The organism is Peribacillus alkalitolerans (genome assembly GCF_010882125.1).
Classification (GTDB): Bacteria; Bacillota; Bacilli; order Bacillales; family DSM-1321; genus Bacillus_BN; species Bacillus_BN alkalitolerans.
The window spans coordinates 30,605-52,507 of sequence record NZ_JAAGVZ010000023.1 but is presented as its reverse complement, the minus strand read 5'-3'; the positions used below and the strand labels follow the sequence as shown (position 1 = coordinate 52,507).

Annotated in this window: 17 protein-coding genes, 1 tRNA gene and 1 pseudogene; 9 read left to right on the top strand and 10 right to left on the bottom strand. The window is 36.7% G+C overall.

Annotation, left to right across the window (positions count from 1 at the left end; all coding sequences use genetic code 11):
* Positions 1-244: 244 nt before the first annotated feature.
* Genes G3O09_RS19060 through G3O09_RS19050 form a run of 3 tightly spaced genes read right to left on the bottom strand, consistent with a single transcriptional unit; the run spans position 245 to position 3,326 of the window.
* A complete protein-coding gene (locus G3O09_RS19060) occupies positions 245-1,117 on the bottom strand; it encodes a phosphorothioated DNA-binding restriction endonuclease (RefSeq protein WP_163103031.1) in 873 nt (290 codons plus the stop codon).
* 17 nt (positions 1,118-1,134) lie between these two features.
* Positions 1,135-1,464 carry a nucleoside triphosphate pyrophosphohydrolase gene (locus tag G3O09_RS19055; RefSeq protein WP_163103030.1) on the bottom strand — a complete coding sequence of 110 codons (330 nt, stop codon included), beginning with the start codon at positions 1,462-1,464 and terminating at the stop codon, positions 1,135-1,137.
* 26 nt (positions 1,465-1,490) lie between these two features.
* Positions 1,491-3,326, bottom strand: coding sequence for a PDDEXK-like family protein (locus G3O09_RS19050; protein ID WP_163103029.1), 1,836 nt, complete (start codon positions 3,324-3,326; stop codon positions 1,491-1,493).
* A gap of 600 nt (positions 3,327-3,926) precedes the next feature.
* On the opposite strand from G3O09_RS19050, the gene G3O09_RS19045 reads away from it, so the two are divergent.
* The 4 genes from G3O09_RS19045 to eutH all read left to right on the top strand — a co-directional run bounded on the left by G3O09_RS19045 (position 3,927) and on the right by eutH (position 9,133).
* A complete protein-coding gene (locus G3O09_RS19045; protein WP_163103028.1) occupies positions 3,927-5,621 on the top strand; it encodes a sigma-54 interaction domain-containing protein in 1,695 nt (564 codons plus the stop codon).
* A gap of 200 nt (positions 5,622-5,821) precedes the next feature.
* Positions 5,822-6,928, top strand: a complete 1,107-nt coding sequence (locus tag G3O09_RS19040; RefSeq protein WP_163103027.1) for a M24 family metallopeptidase — start codon at positions 5,822-5,824, stop codon at positions 6,926-6,928.
* Positions 6,925-7,989: a M24 family metallopeptidase gene (locus G3O09_RS19035; protein ID WP_163103026.1), complete on the top strand. Its 1,065-nt coding sequence runs from the start codon at positions 6,925-6,927 to the stop codon at positions 7,987-7,989. The genes G3O09_RS19040 and G3O09_RS19035 overlap by 4 nt, the downstream gene beginning before the upstream one ends.
* Positions 7,990-8,035: 46 nt before the next feature.
* Positions 8,036-9,133, top strand: a complete 1,098-nt coding sequence (gene eutH / locus G3O09_RS19030) for an ethanolamine utilization protein EutH (protein WP_163103025.1) — start codon at positions 8,036-8,038, stop codon at positions 9,131-9,133.
* A gap of 218 nt (positions 9,134-9,351) precedes the next feature.
* Here eutH and G3O09_RS19025 read toward each other — a convergent pair whose 3' ends face one another.
* The 3 genes from G3O09_RS19025 to G3O09_RS19015 all read right to left on the bottom strand — a co-directional run bounded on the left by G3O09_RS19025 (position 9,352) and on the right by G3O09_RS19015 (position 12,595).
* Positions 9,352-9,810, bottom strand: a complete 459-nt coding sequence (locus tag G3O09_RS19025; protein WP_240338493.1) for a hypothetical protein — start codon at positions 9,808-9,810, stop codon at positions 9,352-9,354.
* A 153-nt stretch (positions 9,811-9,963) separates the two neighbouring features.
* Complete coding sequence (locus G3O09_RS19020) at positions 9,964-11,259, bottom strand: MFS transporter (RefSeq protein ID WP_163103023.1); 1,296 nt, start codon at positions 11,257-11,259, stop codon at positions 9,964-9,966.
* A 118-nt stretch (positions 11,260-11,377) separates the two neighbouring features.
* On the bottom strand, positions 11,378-12,595 hold the full coding sequence (locus G3O09_RS19015) for a methyltransferase domain-containing protein (protein ID WP_163103022.1): 1,218 nt from the start codon (positions 12,593-12,595) through the stop codon (positions 11,378-11,380).
* Between the two features lie 693 nt (positions 12,596-13,288).
* Between G3O09_RS19015 and G3O09_RS19010 the strand changes: the two are divergent.
* Both G3O09_RS19010 and G3O09_RS19005 read left to right on the top strand, forming a co-directional pair.
* Positions 13,289-13,570: pseudogene (locus G3O09_RS19010) on the top strand (hypothetical protein); the annotation flags it as partial.
* Positions 13,571-13,716: 146 nt separating this feature from the next.
* A complete protein-coding gene (locus tag G3O09_RS19005; protein WP_338048422.1) occupies positions 13,717-17,451 on the top strand; it encodes a S8 family peptidase in 3,735 nt (1,244 codons plus the stop codon).
* 262 nt (positions 17,452-17,713) lie between these two features.
* On the opposite strand, the gene G3O09_RS19000 is transcribed toward G3O09_RS19005, so the two are convergent.
* The 4 genes from G3O09_RS19000 to G3O09_RS18985 form a co-directional block, all read right to left on the bottom strand.
* Positions 17,714-17,786 (bottom strand) — tRNA-Val (locus G3O09_RS19000).
* A gap of 109 nt (positions 17,787-17,895) precedes the next feature.
* Positions 17,896-18,405, bottom strand: a complete 510-nt coding sequence (locus G3O09_RS18995; RefSeq protein ID WP_163103020.1) for a hypothetical protein — start codon at positions 18,403-18,405, stop codon at positions 17,896-17,898.
* A 247-nt stretch (positions 18,406-18,652) separates the two neighbouring features.
* The gene (locus G3O09_RS18990; protein WP_163103019.1) at positions 18,653-18,847 is read right to left on the bottom strand and encodes a hypothetical protein; all 195 of its coding nucleotides are present in this window, start codon (positions 18,845-18,847) and stop codon (positions 18,653-18,655) included.
* 103 nt (positions 18,848-18,950) lie between these two features.
* Positions 18,951-19,466 carry a GNAT family N-acetyltransferase gene (locus G3O09_RS18985; RefSeq protein WP_163103018.1) on the bottom strand — a complete coding sequence of 172 codons (516 nt, stop codon included), beginning with the start codon at positions 19,464-19,466 and terminating at the stop codon, positions 18,951-18,953.
* A gap of 72 nt (positions 19,467-19,538) precedes the next feature.
* On the opposite strand from G3O09_RS18985, the gene G3O09_RS18980 reads away from it, so the two are divergent.
* The 3 genes from G3O09_RS18980 to G3O09_RS18970 all read left to right on the top strand — a co-directional run bounded on the left by G3O09_RS18980 (position 19,539) and on the right by G3O09_RS18970 (position 21,903).
* A complete protein-coding gene (locus G3O09_RS18980; RefSeq protein WP_163103017.1) occupies positions 19,539-20,075 on the top strand; it encodes an ion channel in 537 nt (178 codons plus the stop codon).
* Between the two features lie 370 nt (positions 20,076-20,445).
* The gene (locus G3O09_RS18975) at positions 20,446-21,168 is read left to right on the top strand and encodes an alpha/beta hydrolase (RefSeq protein WP_205439682.1); all 723 of its coding nucleotides are present in this window, start codon (positions 20,446-20,448) and stop codon (positions 21,166-21,168) included.
* 219 nt (positions 21,169-21,387) lie between these two features.
* Positions 21,388-21,903 carry a YjcG family protein gene (locus G3O09_RS18970; protein ID WP_163103016.1) on the top strand — a complete coding sequence of 172 codons (516 nt, stop codon included), beginning with the start codon at positions 21,388-21,390 and terminating at the stop codon, positions 21,901-21,903.

Below are 21,903 nucleotides of genomic sequence, written 5' to 3'. Positions count from 1 at the left end.
TTCCAAAAACGACTAAACCATCGTGCTCCGATTGAGTATCGAATCACGATGGCTGCATAGTCTTTTTTAGAGCTGTCTACTTGACGGGGTTAAGTCCAAAATTAGGTCTTATTAAATATATCATGGGTAATTCCTCCAATATTACAAGTAAATATTCCCAATAGATTAGCACAGAAAGACCGGCAATGAATTGCGGCCCATTACCAGTCTTATTCCTTTTTATTTATTTTTCTCCATTAAAAAATTACATGTATTTATTGACACTATATCTTCCAGGACCTTTAAACACTTCTTTAACATGCCAATTTACAAAAGAAATTTCTGGATAGTAGGTAGGATTAATAGGCTTTCGAATAAATTGACCATGGTACCTCATAAGCCATTCATCAAAACCCCTGTTTCCGTTTGCAGCTTCAGCTACAATAAATTCTAAATTATCGGTTAGTGTGAACACACCTCTATCAAATAATTTATGGTGCAGGGAGCAAAGGGCTATCCCGTTTTCCTCATTGTCAGGTCCACCTGCTTGATGCCATTTAATATGAGCTGCTTCTATACCAACAGGATTGTTGTCAAGCCTGACATTAAAACCACAAACCGCACAACTATACTCATATGCTCTTAAAATCTTTTCCCTGAATTTCGGATCTCTTGATTTTGATTTTTTACTCTCAATATCTAATCCAACTGCAGATAGTAGATCCTCATGCAAAGTATCTGGAAAATGCTCTTCTAATAGTATTTGTGCTACTTCTTTAATTAGAAGATTGTTATCCTTTAGCATATTGTATACTTCGTAAGTGAAACCTCCATGAACATTATTGTCACGTAAGGCCTTTTCCTTCACTGGTGATTCTTTATCTAAAACCCAAATGCCATCTTTAGTTAACCGAATAAATGGGTCAACGGTTGTGTGGCTTTTTCTTGAAGGTCCAAATTCCTGAAGAAGTTTTCTAAGATGTTCTCTAATCATTTCATAAGGAATCATATGAAGATGAGATTGCTGGAGTTGTCCCAAGGCATATAGAATTAACAAAGGTTTATGAGGTGCACGCTGATCCCCTTTTTTCCAAATGCTTAGGTTGTGAATTTTAGATTTTAACTCCTTCTCATTCATATTTGATCCCCCCGAATTTAAATATTATCGAAAACTTCTTCCAAAAAAATTCTCTTTTGGAAACCTCCACGTGTTTCAGCTTTCATTTTTCGAACCTCTTCTAAATCAGTAATCGATGCACCATGACAAGCTGCTAAGGAGTTAATAATCTCTAGTAAATCTGCAAGCTCTTCCAATGCATCTTTATCATTTTCAGTAGATGTGTACTCTTTTATTTCCTCGTAACATTTAGCTTTGAGTTCCTTTACATATTCTACTTCATTAAGAACCTTGAAGCTGAATTGTTTACCTGATGAAGCAATAATCTCAGGAATTAAATCTCGTACTAATTTATTGTAGATTGGCATGAATCCCCATCCTACTTTCATACTTATTATAGTAAACTTAACATTCCAAGTATCTCCGTATTTTTTTCCTCATTAAAAAGCTTCTGCATTGTTTCTAAAACTTCTATTTCATTGTTCCAGTTAACTATCACTTTCGATTTTGAATACACTCTTGTATATCTAGCTGAAGGAAGTTTTGATTTAGATGAAACATTTAAACCAAGAGATTCTAAATCTTCTAGTATTTTCAATCGATTTTCGATTTCCAATGGTCCTAACTCCAATGTTAGTTTTAAGCGATCATCAGCTAACCGTTCGAACCAATATATGAATACACCGTTATGCCACCACCATTTTTCTCTAGTTTTACCATACTTCTGTTCAAGATCGTTAAATAAAGGTAAAACAAATGAATAGTCTCGATTTCGAAGTTGGAAGTCATCTGATTTTATATGATTTTTTTCAACGAACTTTAAGAATGCATCTTTAGGAATTCTATCCACACTTTGAATTGACTTGTATTCCACTTGGCTATCTTCTTCCAATTCAGCTTCATGTAATTGCATAGATTCAATTGCAGAAGCAATGTTTTTGATGGTGTCCTTAAAGCTTGTATCGTAATAAAGTCTTTCCATCCCTGCTACTATACCATCTTTATTGGCCCAATCACTTATATCGATCGTTTTCACATATATTTTTGTATATTTTTTCCCTTCTTCTTTTGCAGAGGGACGAATTGAAATACCCTGTTTTTCAAGAGCCTTTAATAAGGACACTCTGTTCTCAAATGGAATCGGGCCTACCTCAATGTTAAGCTTTAACCTTTCATCCCAGGTTCTTTCAAACCATATAATTAATCCATGCCCTAGCCAGTACCCCTTTTCTGGTTCTCCAATAGTTTCAATGAAGTCTATCCAATCTGGCAAAATAAAGTTGGGTACACGTACATGCGCTTGATAGACTTCTTCGGGAAACTCCACTTTCTGCACAAATGATAAAAATGCCTCTCGCAATACATTGCTCCCTACACGATAGATATAATCAAGGGTTTGTTTCTTTTTTTGGTAAATTCGACTAATTAACTGCTTTTCACTACTAGTCAATGTATCAATTTGTTGAAAGGCTAGCTTATTTCTGTGCTGATTGCGAAACTCATCATGTTGACTTAAGTACAGTAAATCTACGGCAGCACGATTTGATTGATACACATTTAAAGCAAGCTGTATCATTTCATCATCAGGTACAAGTTCTTCCTGCAATATAGCAGTATAATGTTTTAAAAATTCATACACGCTGTCAGGAATAGATTCATAGTGTAACTCTAAATGTAAAGTGATGATTTCTAGCACATCACTGTAATCAAGAATCCAATAATCTATATGAGTAGGAGTATCACTGTTAAGCGTTAGGAAAACTGGGACTATTGTATAATCCTTGTATTTACTCCTAGCAAAAGTTATGTAATTATCTAGCTGCCCAACTGATTCGGAAGAATGGAATTTATTTTCAATCACTAACACTAACTTATGTCTCGGTGCAACAAGTAATAAATCAATAAATCTTCCTGTCTCAGTTTTTACCTCACGATATACTTCCACATCCGAGAACGATGTGTAAATATATTGAAGGAAGTCAAATTGTGCTAATTTCTCTTCATTCTCGCTCCTTGTTAATAACCTTGAAAGCAATTTTTTAATAAAGAAATCCCCTAATTGATGATTCTCACCGGAATCCAACAACCAAGCCAATACATTGGAATGACGAATCTCGAAATGGTCCACTCTTAGTACTTTTAAAGGATTAAACCTATTAAACTTTTGATGTAGTTTTGCAAAATCTATGGCATGATCTAGAAATGCGATAGATTCTAGTGAATAGGTCATAAATATCTCCAATCTCTATTAATACTTTTTTTATTTCATTAAGCTCATACTTAATACAGTTTTCTATATTTTATCAACATATTTCTGAATACACTATCAATGTCCATTCAAAACAATTCCATCATATACTCGTCAATAAAATAAGCACCAATTCCTTGGATAAGAATTGGTGCTATAGTTAACTTTTTTGTCTGATACAGTATATACTAGGAATCAAATGAATATTGTGGTACAAACTATTTTCCTATTCAAGGCTGCATTACTCTTTCAAATAAAATTTTTTTCATCAAAATTTATTTTCTAAAAACGTAGATTTACGATTTAATATAGATTCTAGTTCTTCAAAATTAGAATTTTAAGTATTCCTCATCCTTATTAAATGCTAAAAATTGATTTATGTTTGGACGAGCGTGGAATTCTACTAAATTTTCTTCAATATCTATCTTTCTGTACAATAATCAAGATTCAAAAGGAAGCTGTTCTATTAAACAGCTACTTTACCAAAATTTAACCATCAGAAACGGCTCCAGTCATTCAAGACACAGGGGCTCCAACATGATAGAGTAATAGTAAGAATAGTCGTTTAGGTGGTGGATCATCATGAAGCATCTGCTTCCTCTTTTAAAGACCTTAATTCAAACGGATTTTGTATTGCTTTCCGAATTAGATAAAAGAATAGAATGTGAAGCTGCATTTGTGTTTAAACAGCATCGAAATACTGTATGGATGTTAAGGAAAAGCGAATACCTTTCTCATAAAAGCGAAAATATCGAGAATTTTCATTGGAAGGAAGCGATTGTTTTTAAGAGCAATGCTTCTATCCAGGACGTGATTCAGCGATTGCAAACGTCCGATATAATAGTCATTACGGATGATGAAGGTTCAATCATGGGCTATGTAGATGCCCCTAATTTACTTAATAGAGTTTTTGATTCTTATCAGTATTTACATGCTTATTTTAATACGATGATAGATACAATGGATGGATCTGTCACGATTGTGGATGAAGCCGGGAAAACGGTGGTGTGGACTCCTGGGGCAGAACGGATTTTTTCTATTGCAAAAGAGGAGATTATTGGAAAAGAGATGGAACAGTTTTTTCCTAGGGAGATGCTGTTAAATAAAGTTACGATGGAAACTGGAGAATCGTTTCGGCACAAGCAGCATAAGCCACGCGAAGACCTATTTGTTATGATTAATAGTAGTCCTATCATTATCGAAGATCGAATTGTTGGTGCAGTAGCTGCAGAAACGGATATTACAAGTCAAGTGTTAATGAATCAAGAGCTTATGTATGCTTCCTCCAAAATCCTTCAACTTCAGAAGGAGGTTTCAAGGCTTCAATCGTCACAGGACTCCTTTCAACAAATTAGAGGTTCGAGCCAACTTATTAAAGAAACGATTTTGTTATCCAAGAAAATGTCTGAGACTAGTGCAAACATTTTATTGCTTGGTGAAACAGGAGTTGGAAAAGAAGTCTTTGCAAAAGCAATTCATTATTACAAAGAATCAGACTCTCCATTTATCGCTGTAAACTGTGGTGCGATCACTCCGTCGTTGTTTGAGAGTGAATTTTTCGGCTATGAAAAAGGAGCATTTTCAGGGGCAGATGCTAAGGGTAAGCCAGGAAAACTTGAGTTAGCAAATGGCGGTACCCTTTTTCTCGATGAAATTGGTGACTTACCATTGGATATGCAAGTAAAGCTACTTCGTGTGCTTCAAGATAAAACGTATTATCGTGTCGGGGGTACAGAGCAACTATTAGCCAACTGTAGAATCATCGCTGCTACAAATAAGGATTTAGAAAGAATGGTAGAAGCGAACGCCTTCCGAGAAGACCTATATTATCGACTGAACATTTTATCCATAACGATTCCTCCATTGAGAGAACGAAAAGAAGACATCATGGAGCTCATTCATCTTTTTATCAATGAATTTTCAATACTGTACCATCGGAACATAGAAGTCGTAGATCCCCAGGTCACTTCCATCATATTAAAATACGATTGGCCTGGAAATGTTAGAGAACTTCGAAATGTCATTGAACGATTGGTGTTATTATCAGGAGACGGTAGCATCTCGGTCGGTGCTTTACCACATAAACTGATGCAGGCTACCTCTTCGTCTTTATATACTGATGATTCTTTGCAGATAGATCTAAATGAATTTGAGAGAAATAAAATTATGGAAGCCATTCAAATGGAGAATGGAAATAAACTCTCCGCCGCTAAAAAACTAGGAATTTCTCGAGCTACTTTATACAATAAAATGAAAAAATTAAATATTAAGCATTAATGCTAGAAAACAGTGCCTCTCATTTGCTGATGCACTGTTTTTTTATTGTCTAAAAACCTAGACAGTATACACCTATTATTGTCTATTAATCTTTACACTCCATTTGACATTTACTTTAGGTATTAAGCTTTCTTGATGGCACAATACTTGCATCAATTCTTCAAGAGCAGATTTATCATTATATTAAAGGAGAATGGGGCATGAATGACCGATTGCAAGCATTGCAAAATTATTTGAAAGAAGAAAGCATTTCAGGCGGCTTAGTAACATCGCGCCATAATATTTTTTATTTATCGAATTTCGATTACAATCCACACGAACGGTTTGTTGGAATTTTCGTCTTTGAAAATGGAGAACCCATCTTTGTTACACCTGCTATGGAAGTTCCCATGCTGAAGGATGCAGGATGGAACTATCCGATTATCAGTTATACAGACTCAGATCATCCGTGGGTACTTGTTCGCAATGTTATTGAATCTAGACAAGAATTAACGAGATTTGCAGTTGAGAAGCATGAAATTTCTTATTCTTATATCGAAAACCTGCAACAAATTTTGGGTGATATAGAATTTAGATCCCTAGATCGAAAGCTAACGGAGATGCGACTAGTAAAAGATGACAATGAACTTGAAATTTTACGAGAAGCAGCCTCTTTTGCTGATTTAGGAGTATACGTGGGGATAGAAGCCTTAACAGAAGGAATCACTGAACTTGAAGTACTAGGAAAGATTGAATATGAATTAAAGAAAAAAGGAATAAGAGAAATGTCGTTCCCTCCAATCGTTTTGTTTGGGGAAAATGCAAGTAACCCGCATGGCGTGTCAGGTGATAATACATTAAAAAAAGGAGATACTGTCCTTTTTGATTTAGGTGTGAAATATAAAGGATATTGTTCAGATATTACAAGAACCGTCCTGTTTGGTAATATCACTCATGAACTACAGGCGATTTATAATACGGTTTTGCAATCAAATGTAGCTGGAATAAATGCATGTAAGTCAGGGACTAGAATTGGTAATGTTGACCTAGCTGCAAGAGAAGTAATTCAAACGGCTGGCTATGGTGATTATTTCCCGCATCGAATCGGACATGGCTTAGGAATTGATGTTCATGAGGCACCTTCTATGAACGAAGCGAATGATGACGTTTTAAAACGAGGCATGGTGGTTACCATTGAACCAGGTATATATGTCCCTGGGCTTGGTGGTGTTCGAATTGAAGACGATGTTGTCATTACGGACAGTGGCTATGAAGTATTAACAAAATTCCCGAAAAACATGATGATTGTACAAGGAGAGAAAAAATGATGAACAGAATCGAAAAAATACAGAAGCAGCTTATTGAAAATGAAGTTGATGCAATCTTAATAACTAAAAGTGAAAATCGTCGATATGCAACAGGTTTTACAGGGTCAGCTGGAATGGTTCTGGTTTCAAAGAATAGCGCAACGTTTATCACAGACTTCCGCTATGGTGAACAGGCTCAAGACGAAGTGAAACATGCAAATACTATCATTCATGATGGAAATATTGAAAAAGAGGTTGCAAATGAAATCGAGCGTCAAGGCATTCAAATAGTCGCTGTTGAAGCAAATGCTATGACATTAAAAACTTTCTCCTCACTTCAAAAATATACAAATGTACAATTTATCCAATTGGAAAATATTATTGAAAAGGTTCGCGAAATCAAGGATGAAGTAGAATTAGAGACTATGAGAACGGCAGCCACAATTGCCGATAAAGCATTTGATAATGTTTTGAATATGATTAAACCTGGCGTAACGGAAATTGATATTCGTGATGAACTCGAATTTTTCATGCGCAGACAAGGTGCTTCTTCTTCGTCCTTTAATATCATTGTTGCTTCCGGGAAGAGGGCTGCCTTACCTCATGGAGTAGCTTCTGAAAAAGTGATTGAGCACGGAGACATGGTGACTCTTGATTTTGGTGCTTTGTATAGGGGATATTGCTCCGACATCACGAGAACAATAGCTGTTGGGAAGTGTTCAGATGAGTTTCGCAATATTTATCATACCGTTTTAGAAGCGTTAAAACGTGGGACTGAGGCGATTCGATCAGGTGAAAAAGCGAAAAGGATTGACGATTTCACGAGAGACTATATTACTGAAAAAGGCTATGGTCAACGTTTTGGGCATTCAACAGGTCACGGGCTAGGATTAGAAGTGCATGAACCGCTCCGTCTTTCTGACAAAAGTGAAGAAGTTCTTAAATCAGGTATGGTAGTTACCGTCGAGCCTGGAATTTATATCCCAGGATGGGGTGGGTGCAGAATTGAGGATGATGTGGTCGTAACAGACAAAGGCTATGAAATCATTACCCATTCAACCAAGGATTTGCTGATTTTGTAAGCATTTAAAAAAGAAAGGTCATACTAAATCTAAGCTGACCTTTTACATGAATGGTGGTCGTGTTCGAGTGAATGAAATCATAATTATTATCATGACAGGATTTATGGTCTTAGGGGCAGTGGATTATCTGCTAGGCAATCGGTTTGGAGTCGGTCAAAAATTCAAAGACGCCTTTCAAGCTATGGGGCCTTTAGCGCTTTCAATGGTCGGGATGATTTCATTATCACCTGTATTAGCTCAATTATTGACCCCGATTGTATCACCAGTCTACCAATTTCTTGGGGCTGATCCAGCGATGTTTTCATCCACGTTTTTAGCACTAGATATGGGTGGATACTCTTTAGCAAATGAAATGGCACTGTCCAGTGATGCTGCATTATTTTCTTGGGTGTTTTTAGGTACGATGATGGGTCCTACCATTGTATTTACCATTCCAGTCGCCCTAAGTATCGTTCAAAAAAAGGATCACCCCTTCTTTGCTAAAGGGATTTTGATTGGACTAATGACGGTTCCATTCGGCTGTTTAGCAGGAGGATTTGTAGCAGGATTTGAATTTGTATGGATGTTAAAAAATTTGCTGCCTTCCATACTCATTTCCGTCTTAATCGCCATCGGTATGTTAAGCTTTCAAACCATGATGATTCGTGGATTTACATGGTTTGGAAAAGGAATTGAAGTGATCATTATTATTGGCCTTGTTTCAATTATCATTGAAACTTTAACAGGATTTGTTTTAATCCCAGGGATGATGCCGCTATCAGAAGGATTTGTAACGGTCGGTAAAATTACCATGATGCTTGCCGGCGCCTTTCCGTTTGTATTTGTTTTAGTTAAAGTTTTACAGAAGCCTTTTGTATTACTTGGTAAAAAGCTAGGCATGAATCAACAAGCATTAGGTGGTTTTATTGCATCCTTCGCACATCACATTCCGATGTTTGCCACTTTACACGAAATGGATCAACGCGGTAAAGTCGTTAACACTGCATTTGCCGTCAGTGGCGCATTTGTATTTGGCAGTCATTTAGGATTTGTAGCTGGCTTGGAGAAAACCTTTGTCATTCCACTAATTGTCGGTAAACTAACCGCGGGATTTTTAGCAGTAGTATTGGCCTTGATTGCAACAAAAAGAAGTGAAAAAATCTAACTAGAAAAAGCCGATTCCCCGTGCTAGGAAGAATCGGCTTTTCATTTTCCATGTTAAATAAACATCATGGATTTTGAATCCTTTCGGATGAAGCTTCAACTACATTCATAATATGAGATGTAAGAATAGCCCGGTAGAATCCAGGCTGTATTATTTTCTACATGATAAATTATTTTATTTTCCCAACCACTTATATTTTAAAACTTTTTATTAACAGGTTAATAAAATATTCGAGGCGTATTAAAAAGCAAATCAGAAGTTAAAAAGGCACCAACTGGAGGGACGGAAGTGCTGTTTATAGGTGTTCCAGTAAGTATGGTATTCGTTGTAGCAATCCAATTTCCATACTGCCCTGCCTGTAAAGAAGGAGGCTTCATTACAAAACGTCCACTTAAAATCAAATGACGAATTCTGATGGTTACATCATCAAAAATTTGTAATTGACCTGAATAGGATGCATAAGGTGTATCAAACCTTATCTGTTTAGTATTTTCATCCCAATATCCACTGATTGGGATCGGTGAACCTCGAAAATTGGCAGTTCCTATTACCATATTCCCAGAGACAGAGTTGATGGTTAATACAGCTCTTACAATTGCTCTTCCTCCGATTTCAGTGCTAAGCCCCCAGCGAGATGGATGGGGCAAACTTAAAGAAAAGTTTTGAGTAGTATCCACATGCGTTCTCTCCTTATTAAAGTGCATAGGCTAATAAAAAGTATATGCAGCTTAATACACATTGGGGATTAACTTAGCAATTATAATCTATAAATATGAATCTGCTGAACACGACTACTTCCTTTTGGCACTTTTCCTTTGAAAAATAACATATTAAGTACCAATTTTTTCTGAAGTAAGTTCAATGTTTAACTTAGTCGAGGAACGTATATTGAATAGAAGGAATAGCATTCCACCTGCAATAGGCATGATATAAGATGGAATAAAGTTTAACAGAACTCCTGAAGTCAGCATCGCCACAGGAAGCATCGTTTTCCCTATACTAATACCAATGCTGATTACTCTGCCCCTATATTCATCTGAAATCTCCTTTTGCATGAAAAAAGAAATAGGTATATCAATCAACGCTACGATGGCCCCAATAAAGAACAAGACAGCGCTGTAAAAAACGATATAAAAGATAGGATCCAATGGAAAAACTCCCAGCATGACTGGGAATCCTGTGATGATCATAAAAATCGATAAGGAAAAACTTAAATACTTTAAGAGAGAGGAATAGGATATTCTTTTAGTGATTTTTTTTACCAATACAGCCCCTAAGATCATACCTACTGGGAAAGCCCCTTGGATAATACCAAATTCCTTTGAACCTAGCTCAAGAACTGTATTAATGATATATGGTAATGGAATAGTCACAGCAAAACCGAGAAAGAAATTTAAGGAAATTAAGAGGATAAACAAATTCATGATACTCTTTCTTTCTAACAAATAGTGAAATCCATCCTTTATATCTCTAATAATATGAATTTTCCCACCAGAAGAATTTTCATTTGAATGATGATTGAAAAGCTTGAAATTAATCATCATCATCGATAATCCGGAAAGGATGAAGGATATTCCATTTATGATAATAAAAATTCTGATATCAAAGATCGCAAACACAATTCCCCCTAGCATTGGACCCATAATAGAGGCGACTGAATCAATAATTTTACTAATGGAATTAATATTCATCAACATTTTTTCAGACACAATGTTAGGCTTTGCTGCTTCCAGCCCTACCCCAAAGAAGGTAGTAAACAATGTCATCAGAAAGGTAGTAGCATAAATAAGAAATAGATTTAATCCAAATATATTACTTAACACATAAACAGAAACTAACAACACTCCGTTAGCCAAGTCCATCGAAACAACTATTGTCTTCTTATTGAATTTATCAGCAATCACTCCGGCAAACGGATTAATAATAATCATTGGAATAATTCCTAAAATGAGGGTAACTGCAAAACTTAACGCCGACCCTGTTAGCTTTAATACATATAAACCTAACGCAAAATTATAAATAGCTGTACCAAATATCGAAACGGTCTTCCCTGTAGAATAGAGGAATAGGTTTTTTATTTCGTTTCGGTCCTTTTCCCCACTTATACTCATTTGTAATGCGTTCATGAATCATCCACCTCGCTTCACTTCTTTAAAATAAAGTTTAAGGCGTAGGGTGAACCCAATATCAATATATAGATTCAATGAAATTTTTAGAGGAAAAATACAAAAGATAGGGTTAACCCTACCTTTTTCCAAAACACGTATAGGTACATATCACTTCACCCTGTACAAAGAAATCTTCGTACCTTCCGCCTTTATCAATAGATTCAGAAGTCCTGTCCTCCAGGATAATATACTTTAACTCTCTAATGTTTTTCTTAATTTTATTTATTGAAAAGTTATTTCTATATTTGGGTTCGATTTTGCTTTTGTGACTGAAATTTTCAAAACCAAAATAGGACCCCAATAAATATCCGTCGGGTTTAACTAGGGAATCCACTTGAAGAAGCAAAAACTCCTCATGAGAAAAGCTATAATTGCTTGTCCCCGATTGATCGATTACCATATCGACAGAATGATTCTGTATAGGAATGTCTAGAAAGTCTGCACAAATAAAAAGAATTCTTCTTTTGATATCAATCTTTTCAAGCACACTTTTTAAAAATCGATGCCGCTCCAAGTTGCGATCAACAGCAATATATAGGCAATCCTCTGGCAATTCTTGATAAATATTTCGCAGAAAGAATCCAGCTCCTGTTCCTAACTCAAGTAGTACTTTATTGTGCAAATCAACTTGACCAAGCTTTCTTTTTGCCCAGTGAAGTCCTATATGAAGATTTTCTAAAAAACCTGGGTCTGTTTCATGAATATATTCGGGAATATTATTTTCAAAAGAAATTCCAGCGATAGACTTGAACGGTTTACCGATAATTAATATACCCGATTCAATAGAATACTCTTCTCCACAATCGCAGGTTAGTTTCCCTTCCAGAATCTGATTCCTACTGATCATCCCATCTTGAAGAGAGAGTGATTCACTACATTTTAAGCATTTCAGCATATCAAGTACTTTTAAATCAATCCCCATCATTGAGCTAGATTCCGCAGATTTCACTGATATATCTTCCAATTTCTGCTTTAGTTTGTCTTTACTTTTTACTAAATTATTTATTTCCTGTTCCAACTTCTCGTATTTATCCAAAAACAGAGATTGATAGTAGGTATCTTTTTCATAATCCGTAAATTTCCCAATTTTTTTATAAAGAAAGATCATTTTAATCTCATTTAAACTAAAACCCATCCCTTTATATTCCAAAATAAGCTCTAAATCATTTTGACATCGCTCATCAAAATAGTACTGCCCACCCTTCTTTTCGGGCACGATTAATCCTAAATCCATATAGTGTCTAATGGTATCAATACTTAATTTATTCGCTTCACCAAATTTACCGATTCTCATCGTATCATCACCAGTACAAATTATTTATAAGGAGTAGTTCTTTTTCCGAGTTAAAAAATCCTACAAAAATGAGAAATATTAATTAAATAACAACAAGTGCCAGGCACCATCCATTAAATTTGGAAGGTACCTGGCACTTGTTATTGTGGTTGTATGTGCGATGAAAGGTAGAAACCGTAAAAATCATATTACCGATTTTCACTAATAAATGTTAATAGCAACAAAGTTTACGAAAAGAGCCATAAAATAATATCAAGTTGATAATGTTTCCATTTGAATAGATTTTGCTTTGCCATACTGAACATCACTTCCTTTTTTAGAGTAATAGTATCAGTATGTTCAAGTTTGGGAGATTATTTGCAGATATTTTGAAGTTTTTGCACCAGAACCCTTAAAAGACTTCCTATCCCATCGAGATTCGATTCTCCGACTACAGATCGATCTTGATCTTTTGAAACAAGTTCCTTTAATCAAACTTACATTAAATGAAAGATATGTAAGCACTTACTCAAATAAAAAGGGCTAGAATAGATCTTTTGTTTTATGTTGGTGTAGAACTAATAGTATATATAATTTACTCCTTATGTTTAATTTCCAGAAAAATAAGAATATGTGATGATATGGATAGAATTCCAATTTACTAGATTTATTTGTGATTCGTTAAAATTATCGATTAGGAGAGGATGTAATCAGAAAGATTTAAACATAACAAGAGAGTATAAAAACGCCATCAACGTTGTAGTGATGACGCTGCCTCGCGTGGCAGTGCAAGATTTGCTGCAATCAGGAGTAGTTAATCGTATTTTTATAGATTACGAGGTAAAAGTGGAACCATCGGTAAAAACAAAGGAAGCCATTGATCCGAAAATGGCAGACAGCGTTCCGCAAATAGGCGTGGACAAGATGCATGCCGAGAATATTTCCGGTAAAGGGATTAAAGTCGGTGTTCGTGATACTGGCGTTGACTGCAATCATAGAATCTCTAATTGGCCTAGGAGTTGTTTTCTTTCTACGTATACGATTAACTCCCCAATTTGTTTCTAACAATGAATTCCCTGCAACAAGACAATATCTCATTAGATGCTCTTATTTTATTAATCGGTTTTTTAGGAGGAAGTACAGTGAATTATTTGAACATGAAAAGGATTATGGCAACCTCTTTATCTGCGTTTTTGCTTGCATCAACCTTTCATAGTGTAAAAGCAATCGATAAAACAACAAATGAAAAGACACCACCTGAGCATTCTGCCATTGTAAACAGTATTAATGGTGCTGATGAACAAAAAATCACGCTGATCACAGGTGATGTCGTTACCATTCAAAAGATTGCAGGCGGCAAGAATGTTATTAACGTAGAGCCTGTTGACCCAAATGGTGAAGGTGCTCAGATACTAGATATTGGTGAAGAGACGTATGTTATTCCAAATTCAGCTATGCCTTACTTAGCAGCTGATAAGTTGGATATGGATCTGTTTAATATAACGGAATTGATTAAAAATGGCTATGATGACAAAAGTCTTTCTTCTCTACCCATAATCGTGGAGTACACTGAATCAAAAGGTAAAGCTGTTCAACCAAAAGCTGAGCCAAAAGGTGCAAAAAAGGTTCGAGTGTTAGAGAGTATTAACGCTGCTGCCTTCTCTGCTTTCAAAATGGAAGCGGATACATTCTGGAAAGATGTCACACCTGAGGCTGCAACAACAAACAATGCTTTGTTCGACAAGGGCATTGAAAAGATCTGGCTGGATGGCCGAGTGGAAGCCACATTAGATCAAAGTGTACCTCAGATTGGTGCGCCAGCCGCTTGGGAGTCAGGTTACACAGGTAAGGGCGTTAAGGTAGCTGTACTTGACACAGGAATCGACCCAAATCATCCTGATCTTGCGGATCAAATTGACGAGGCAAAAAGTTTTGTACCGGGAGAAACAGTTGATGATGGTCATGGTCACGGTACTCATGTCGCTTCAACAGTACTAGGAACAGGGGCTGCTTCTGAGGGCAAGAATAAAGGAGTTGCTCCTGAAGCTCGATTGCTCGTAGGTAAAGTGTTAAGCAACGAAGGAAGTGGTTTGGATTCTTGGATTATAGACGGCATGGAATGGGCTGCAGACAACGCTAAGATTGTAAGCATGAGTTTGGGAGGCGGGCCAAGTGACGGAACAGACCCGATGGCTCAAGCCGTAAATAGACTAAGTGAAGAAACAGGTGCACTCTTTGTAATTGCTGCTGGAAACTCAGGAGCTGAAGGATCCATTGGTTCACCAGGATCTGCTGAAGCTGCTTTAACGATCGGTGCTGTGGATAAAACAGACAGGATTGCTCCTTTCACATCAAAAGGACCTCGTTATGGAGATATGGGATTGAAACCTGACCTGTCTGCACCAGGTGTTGGGATTGTTGCTGCTCGATCTGGACTATCATCAGGAAGCGGATCTTACAAGAGTCTGAGTGGTACATCCATGGCAACACCGCATGTAGCAGGTGCAGCTGCGATTCTGCTGCAGAAAAATCCTAATTGGAATGGTACACAGCTAAAAGAAGCGTTGATGAGTACATCCAAGAAATTAAATTATTCGCCTTATCATATTGGATCAGGTCGATTAGATGTCCCAGCAGCGGCATTTAGTACAGTGAGAGCAACTGGTTCAATATCGTTTGGGTTCATTAAATGGCCAAATGATAATGCGCAATCTGTACAAAAAACAGTTACTTACACAAACGACAGCGACTCAGCTGTAACCTTAGATCTTCATGCTGATTTTAAGAATGGAAAAGGTAATGCCGCACCAAATGGTATGCTAACGGTTTCTGAGAGTCAAATTACCATTCCGGCTAACGGGGCTAAAGACGTAACCGTTGCATTGAATCCACAACTTGGAGACTTAGGCACGCGTTATGAAGGACATCTAACAGCAACTGATTCTGAAGGCAAGCAAGTGGCTCATACTTCAATGGGCATGGTGAAAGAAGAAGAAAAATATCCGCTAACGTTTAACGCTACGGACCGTAATGGAAATCCTACCCTTACTGGTGTCGCGCTCGTTAACAAAGACCTGGGAAAACCTGAATTCATTGTTGTAAACGGATCAACAGAATTACGATTACCCCCTGGCACGTATTCAGCCATGTCTTATATGTCAGTGGATACTGAAACAGATCATAGTGGTGTAGCATTAGTCGGTAATCCTGAAATCAAGCTAGACGGTCCTCAAACTGTGGAACTTGATGCTCGAAAAGCAAAAGAAATTACAGTAGAAGTACAGAAGAATACAGAACCAAGCTATCAGCGCATGCAATACTACCGTTCCCTTGGTGGCAAACCATTTACTCATTCTAATACCATGCTTCCATGGATCGATAAAATGTATGCTGTCCCAACAACGGAAGTTAAAACAGGAGACTTCGAATATTTGACTCGCTGGCGTTTAACGAAGCCATTACTTGAGATTAACTTTAAAGGAAAAGAATTGGATGACGTTCCATTTGCAGGAAGTACAATGCTCGATGGAAAATATAACTTATCAACGGTTTATGCAGGAAAAGGGACTTCAGCAGATTATGAGCGTCTAAAAGCAAAAGGAAAAGCAGTTGTTGTAGATCGTAACAGTGAAGTTACGCCTTCTGAGCAGGCCGCTGCTGCACATGAAGCGGGTGCAAAGCTGTTGATCATCGTAAACAATGAAGATAAGGAATTCAATGCGTTTGCAGGAAATCCGGATAAAACGGACATCCCTCTTGCAGTTGTTGGAATCAGTAAAGGTGAAGGAGATAAAGTGATCACAGCAGCACGTTCTGGCAACCTGAACCTGTTTGTTGAAGGTGAAACAAATTCACCATATGTATATGATTTGATGGATGTTCATCAAGACCAGATTCCAAATAATTTAAAATATGCACCATCTAACGAGGAACTCGTTCAGATCGACACGCGTTACAAATCAGACCGTGAAGCACCTGGAGGAGAGTTCCGTTTTGATATGCGTCCATATTCAAATGCTGTAGGGGAATTACAAAAATTACAGTTGCCTTCTGTTCGAACAGAGTGGGTTTCAGCAGTAAAAGATACTAGATGGTATCACAAAGCAGCGGTATTAGACAGTCCATGGGAAGTTCGCCAGCCTTCAGTTACGTATGAAAAAGGACAAAGACTTCAGGAAGAATGGTTCTCTCCAGTAGTGCGTCCGCGTTTGGGTCAAGGCTATTTCCCACCTACCCGCCAAAGGAACTATTTACACTTTAATATTCCTGCTTTGGCCGATTCAGGGAATGGCTCTACAGGCGGTGAAGTATATAACGAATCCTTAAAAAATCAAACACTTAAATTGTTCCAAGGAGATACCCTTCTTAGTGAAAAAAAAGGACAAGCTATGAACTTAAATACTCCATTCCCAGAAGAAAAAACACAATACAGGTTAGTAAGTGATGCTAAGCGTGATCCGAATCGCTGGAAAACATCAATAAGTACGCATACAGAATGGACATTCTGGTCTCAAAAAAGCGAAGAATTCGAAACTTTACTCCCATTCTATTCACTAGATTATAAGGTTGAGACCGATATGAACGGTAACGCACTTGCGGCACCATCTACTGCACTCGAGCTATCTGTTGCAAAACTTGATTGGGAGGGCTTTAGTAAATTAGAGTATGGTAAATTAGAGGGTGCTACATTAGAGGTTTCCTTTAATGAAGGAGAGTCGTGGGAGACTGTGAATCTCGAGCGTACGGCGAATGATCGTTGGACAGCTAAAATTAACAATCCTAACTCAAACAAATATGTTTCCCTCCGTGCAACCGCTTGGGATGATCAAGGAAATAAAATTTCTCAGGAAGTAATTAAGGCATATGGTTTAAGGTAATATCGATTAGATTAATAGCATACCCCTCAGCTAGTGAAGGGTATGCTATTATATTTATTAGCGCGTTAAATAGTTCTTGTGCAAAAAATACTGGATAGAATACAAAGATAAACAGCAAATAAATTCGAACAGAATTTTTTTAAAGACAATGTGCAATGAATGTGTAGTCTACAATTTTAAACAACAGGTAACCAAATGCAGTACAAAATAAAAAAAGCCTCAATCCCTTTATTTAATAAGAGATAGAAGCCTAGTTTCTATATGATTCCGACTGGGATCGAACCAGCGACCTCTACCCTGTCAAGGTAGCGCTCTCCCAGCTGAGCTACGGAATCGGGTTATGTAAGACACTTACTAATATAATATTAATATGCATTTTTGTCAATCAATTTTCCTGAAATCTAATCTTCCAGTCTATATTCCTAAAAGAGAACACTTTGAGTTTCAATCTTTTTGATTTTGTTTTATTTCCTCCAACCATTCCTCTACCTTTTCATTCATCTCATGTTCTACTTCATCCAAATTCCCAGAATTAGAAAGGGCCATTTCTGCGAATCGCTTGGGGAACATGCGTTTAATGGATGATGCATAGTCACTTCCATCCTTTGCTTCCTTATACTCCACAACCTTATACTCATTTCCATCTTTCTTCATTGTAATTAACGCTGGCAAGGAATGACCTGAAAGACCTTGTGCTCCAGTTGCTATATTAAAGCCTTGATAAAATGATCGGATAAACACCTTTGTCATCCCATTTTTCTCTTCTGTTCCATACACTAAATGCACTTCAATTTGTTTGTCTGATTTAGGATAAACATTCTTGTAGTGATCGATGATGTAGTTTGAAATGGTATCATCCATTTTCTTTGTAATGAATTGGTCTCCATTAGTAAGATTCGTATTTGAACAGCCGACCAACAGAATCAGGAGAATAAACATAGTCATTTTTTTCATCACATTCACCTCAAATAGATAGACGGAAGATTTATTTATTTGTTACTGGATACCCCTATCCCAATTACCGAATATCATACTCTATCCAAACATCAAGGAACATATCATTCATTTTGCAGGAAATAATAATAAGATAGATATGATAGAAGAACAAACTTTAGAAGTATATTTCTAAAACTAATAAATCCAATAATAAAAATGTCCATTAAAACACCCCTTAAGTATCAGCACTTAAGGGGTGTTTCAATTAAAGTTGTCTATCGAATCTTCTAGATGCTTGTCCCGCTTCACTATTTTCATTTAACACTTGCTCCAAATTAGTTGTTTCAGGTTGCCGTTTCTTTTGTAATTGTTTCTCATATACCTTTTCACGATCCAGTGACTGGAGTTCTTCAAGATTAGGTTGTTGTTTGGCTTTGTTAAGGTTTTCATTGTTTTCCATCTTTTATCCACTCCTTAAAGTTTATGGTCGTGCACTTTTTAATACCCCACATGACAATCCATTAAACTTTTTTATGTAGAAAAATTTAATACTGGAACCCACATCATCCTAAAAAAGTATTTGAATAACGTAATTCACCCGATACTCTTTCCAGTTCACCATCTAGTAATTCGTACACCATAAATACATCCTCTGGAACCTGGAATTGCTTTAATTGAAATCCGAAATGACCGGCTGGCTTAAAACCGAATCTAGGATAATAGGTCGGATGTCCAATTAAGAACACTAATCTGAACCCCATTTCCTTACTTCTCCGCAAACCTTCCTTAATTAATAAACCTCCAATGCCTTTCTTTTGACAATCGGGGCTTACTGCCACAGGACCAAGCGCGATCACTTCAGTTTCTTCATGACCATTTATTATTTTGGCATTACTGAACATGATATGCCCTACGATTTCCCCATGGTCTTCAGCTACTAGGGTCAACTCAGGGATAAAATCTTCTGATTCCCTAATCCTTTCAATCAGTTTTGATTCATCTTCTCGGTTTTCAAATGCTAAATAATTTAGATGAAAGACTTCCTTGTAATCATTAGGTGTTTCAGTTCGAATGTTCATTTTTGATCCTCTATTCATTGAATGAATTATTAATACTCGTGGAAAGATATTGTAAAAAAACTGAGGTTTTATATGAAGAAAAAATTTTTCCATTTGGGAGAATTCAATAAAAAGAAATTAATTTTCTACTTCATTCTCAATATATTAGCGTTTGCTTTATTAGTGGTTTTCTCATTTATTAAAGTAAAACACGGAATTGGTGTATATATACTAGTAATCGTTTTTCTAATGTTTTACATAATTTGTTTGTATCTGCTCTATGAATTCATAATCTCCATCCCTAAAACGAAAGCACGTTTACGGAATATTGTCATTGGATCCGCATTATTATTGGGCTTGATTTTGTTAACCTATGCTAATTTGTATCTACAAGTGTATAGAATAAAAGGTGATAAAGCCTTTAATTTTTCGGGAAAAAGTCTTTCTGGAAATGATTTCTTATATTATAGCATCACAACTTTTACAACAACAGGGTATGGGGATATAACATCAATTGGTATAACTTCCAATGCCATAGCTGCATCAGAAATGATTTTAGGTATGGTTACTAATACTGTACTAATGGCGATTATTGCAGCTAAGCTTATTACGAAGTTGAATAATAATTAATACTCTATGTGGACATTTCCAACTTACATAGTAATTAGTGGACGGAACATTCCTTTTTTAATAGATCTCACTTCTAAAAGAGTGGAGTTTTTAGTTTTCAATTATCAGTGACTTGTCTCTCTATTTCCTTCATGTCTTTTATTACTAGAGAGACTAGACTCTGTATAAGCAAACATTATCTTTGTATGTTAAAATGGGCTGTGGGAAAACCCTATTAGAAAACTTGGCTAGCGTCAGCCTAAACGCTGGCAATTGCCTAGTTGCACTTTTACTTTAATCATAAAATTGGCCACTACTTCGGCATTCATCTTTGCTGCCAATTTATACTTACTTAAAGTACAAAAATTCACGTGTTACAGGAGGGTACATCATGAGCGTACCAAAAGGGTCAATTAAAGAAATCACGTTTACCAGCCAGGCTTTGCAGGAAGAAATTCCATTATTGGTTTATTTGCCTGCTACGTTTTCGCCTTTATACAAATATACGGTGTTAATAGCACAAGACGGCAAAGATTATTTCCAGCTAGGTCGAATAGGACGAGCTGCTGATGAATTGCTTCACAATCGTGAAATGGAAAATGTCATCATCGTCGGCATTCCTTATAAAGACGTCCAAGACCGTAGAAGCAAGTATCATCCGAGCGGAGAGAAGCACGAAGCCTACATCCGTTTCCTTGCACACGAGCTCGTGAAGTTCATAGATCAAGAATTCCCTACTTATCAAATTGGAATGGGACGTGCATTAATTGGTGATTCACTTGGAGCTACCATATCTCTATTAACGGCATTACGTTACCCACACACATTCGGACGATTGATTCTGCAGTCCCCTTTTGTGAATAGCTACGTTATGGATGAGGTAGAAAAATTCCAAAGCCCTCACCTACTGTCAATTTATCACGTAATTGGCACAGAAGAAACGAATGTACCAACGACAGACGGCCAACATAAAAACTTCATTGAGCCAAACCGAGAGCTACATGAACTGTTCAAGCAAAAAGGTTTTGTCATGCATTACGAGGAATTCGAAGGCGAACATACGTGGAAATATTGGCAAAAAGACCTTCCAAAAGCGTTAAAGCACTCTTTTTGATGAATGACTTGGAAAAACTTAACACATACTATATGAAGAAATTAGACTATGGAGCGGGTAGGACTTAATGCACCCGCTCTTTCTTACTATCATTAGTCTTCATAAAGTAACATAAATATAACAAACGTTTCATTACCTTAAATTCCGAATTTTTTGTTATAATATTGAAAAAAGCTAATCTCGTTATTTTATTACTTTTTATAAACAGGAGGTTTTCACATGAAATATGGAGTTGTTATATTCCCATCTAAGAAGCTACAAGATCTCGTCAATTCATACCGAAAGCGCTATGACCCACATTATGCTTTAATCACACCACATTTAACATTAAAAGCTGCGTTTGAAGCAGATGACGAGCGTATTAAGGACATTGCCTCCGAGCTAAGTAATATCGCGAAAAAACATCAATCATTCAATATAAACGTTCTTAAAGTAAGCTCATTTTCTCCAGTAAATAATGTCATCTATCTAAAAGTGGATGGAAATGAGACACTGACAGCTCTTCATGATGATATGCATAATGAATTCCTTGGTGAAAAGCCTGAATACTCATTCGTACCTCATATTACTCTTGCTCAAAAACTATCCAATGACGAGCATTCAGATGTATATGGTCAGCTTCGTATGTTGGATTTCAGCCACGAAGAAACTATCGACCGCTTCCATTTATTATATCAATTAGAAAATGGCTCTTGGACTGTATATGAAACATTCCGTCTTGGAAAGGAACAATAA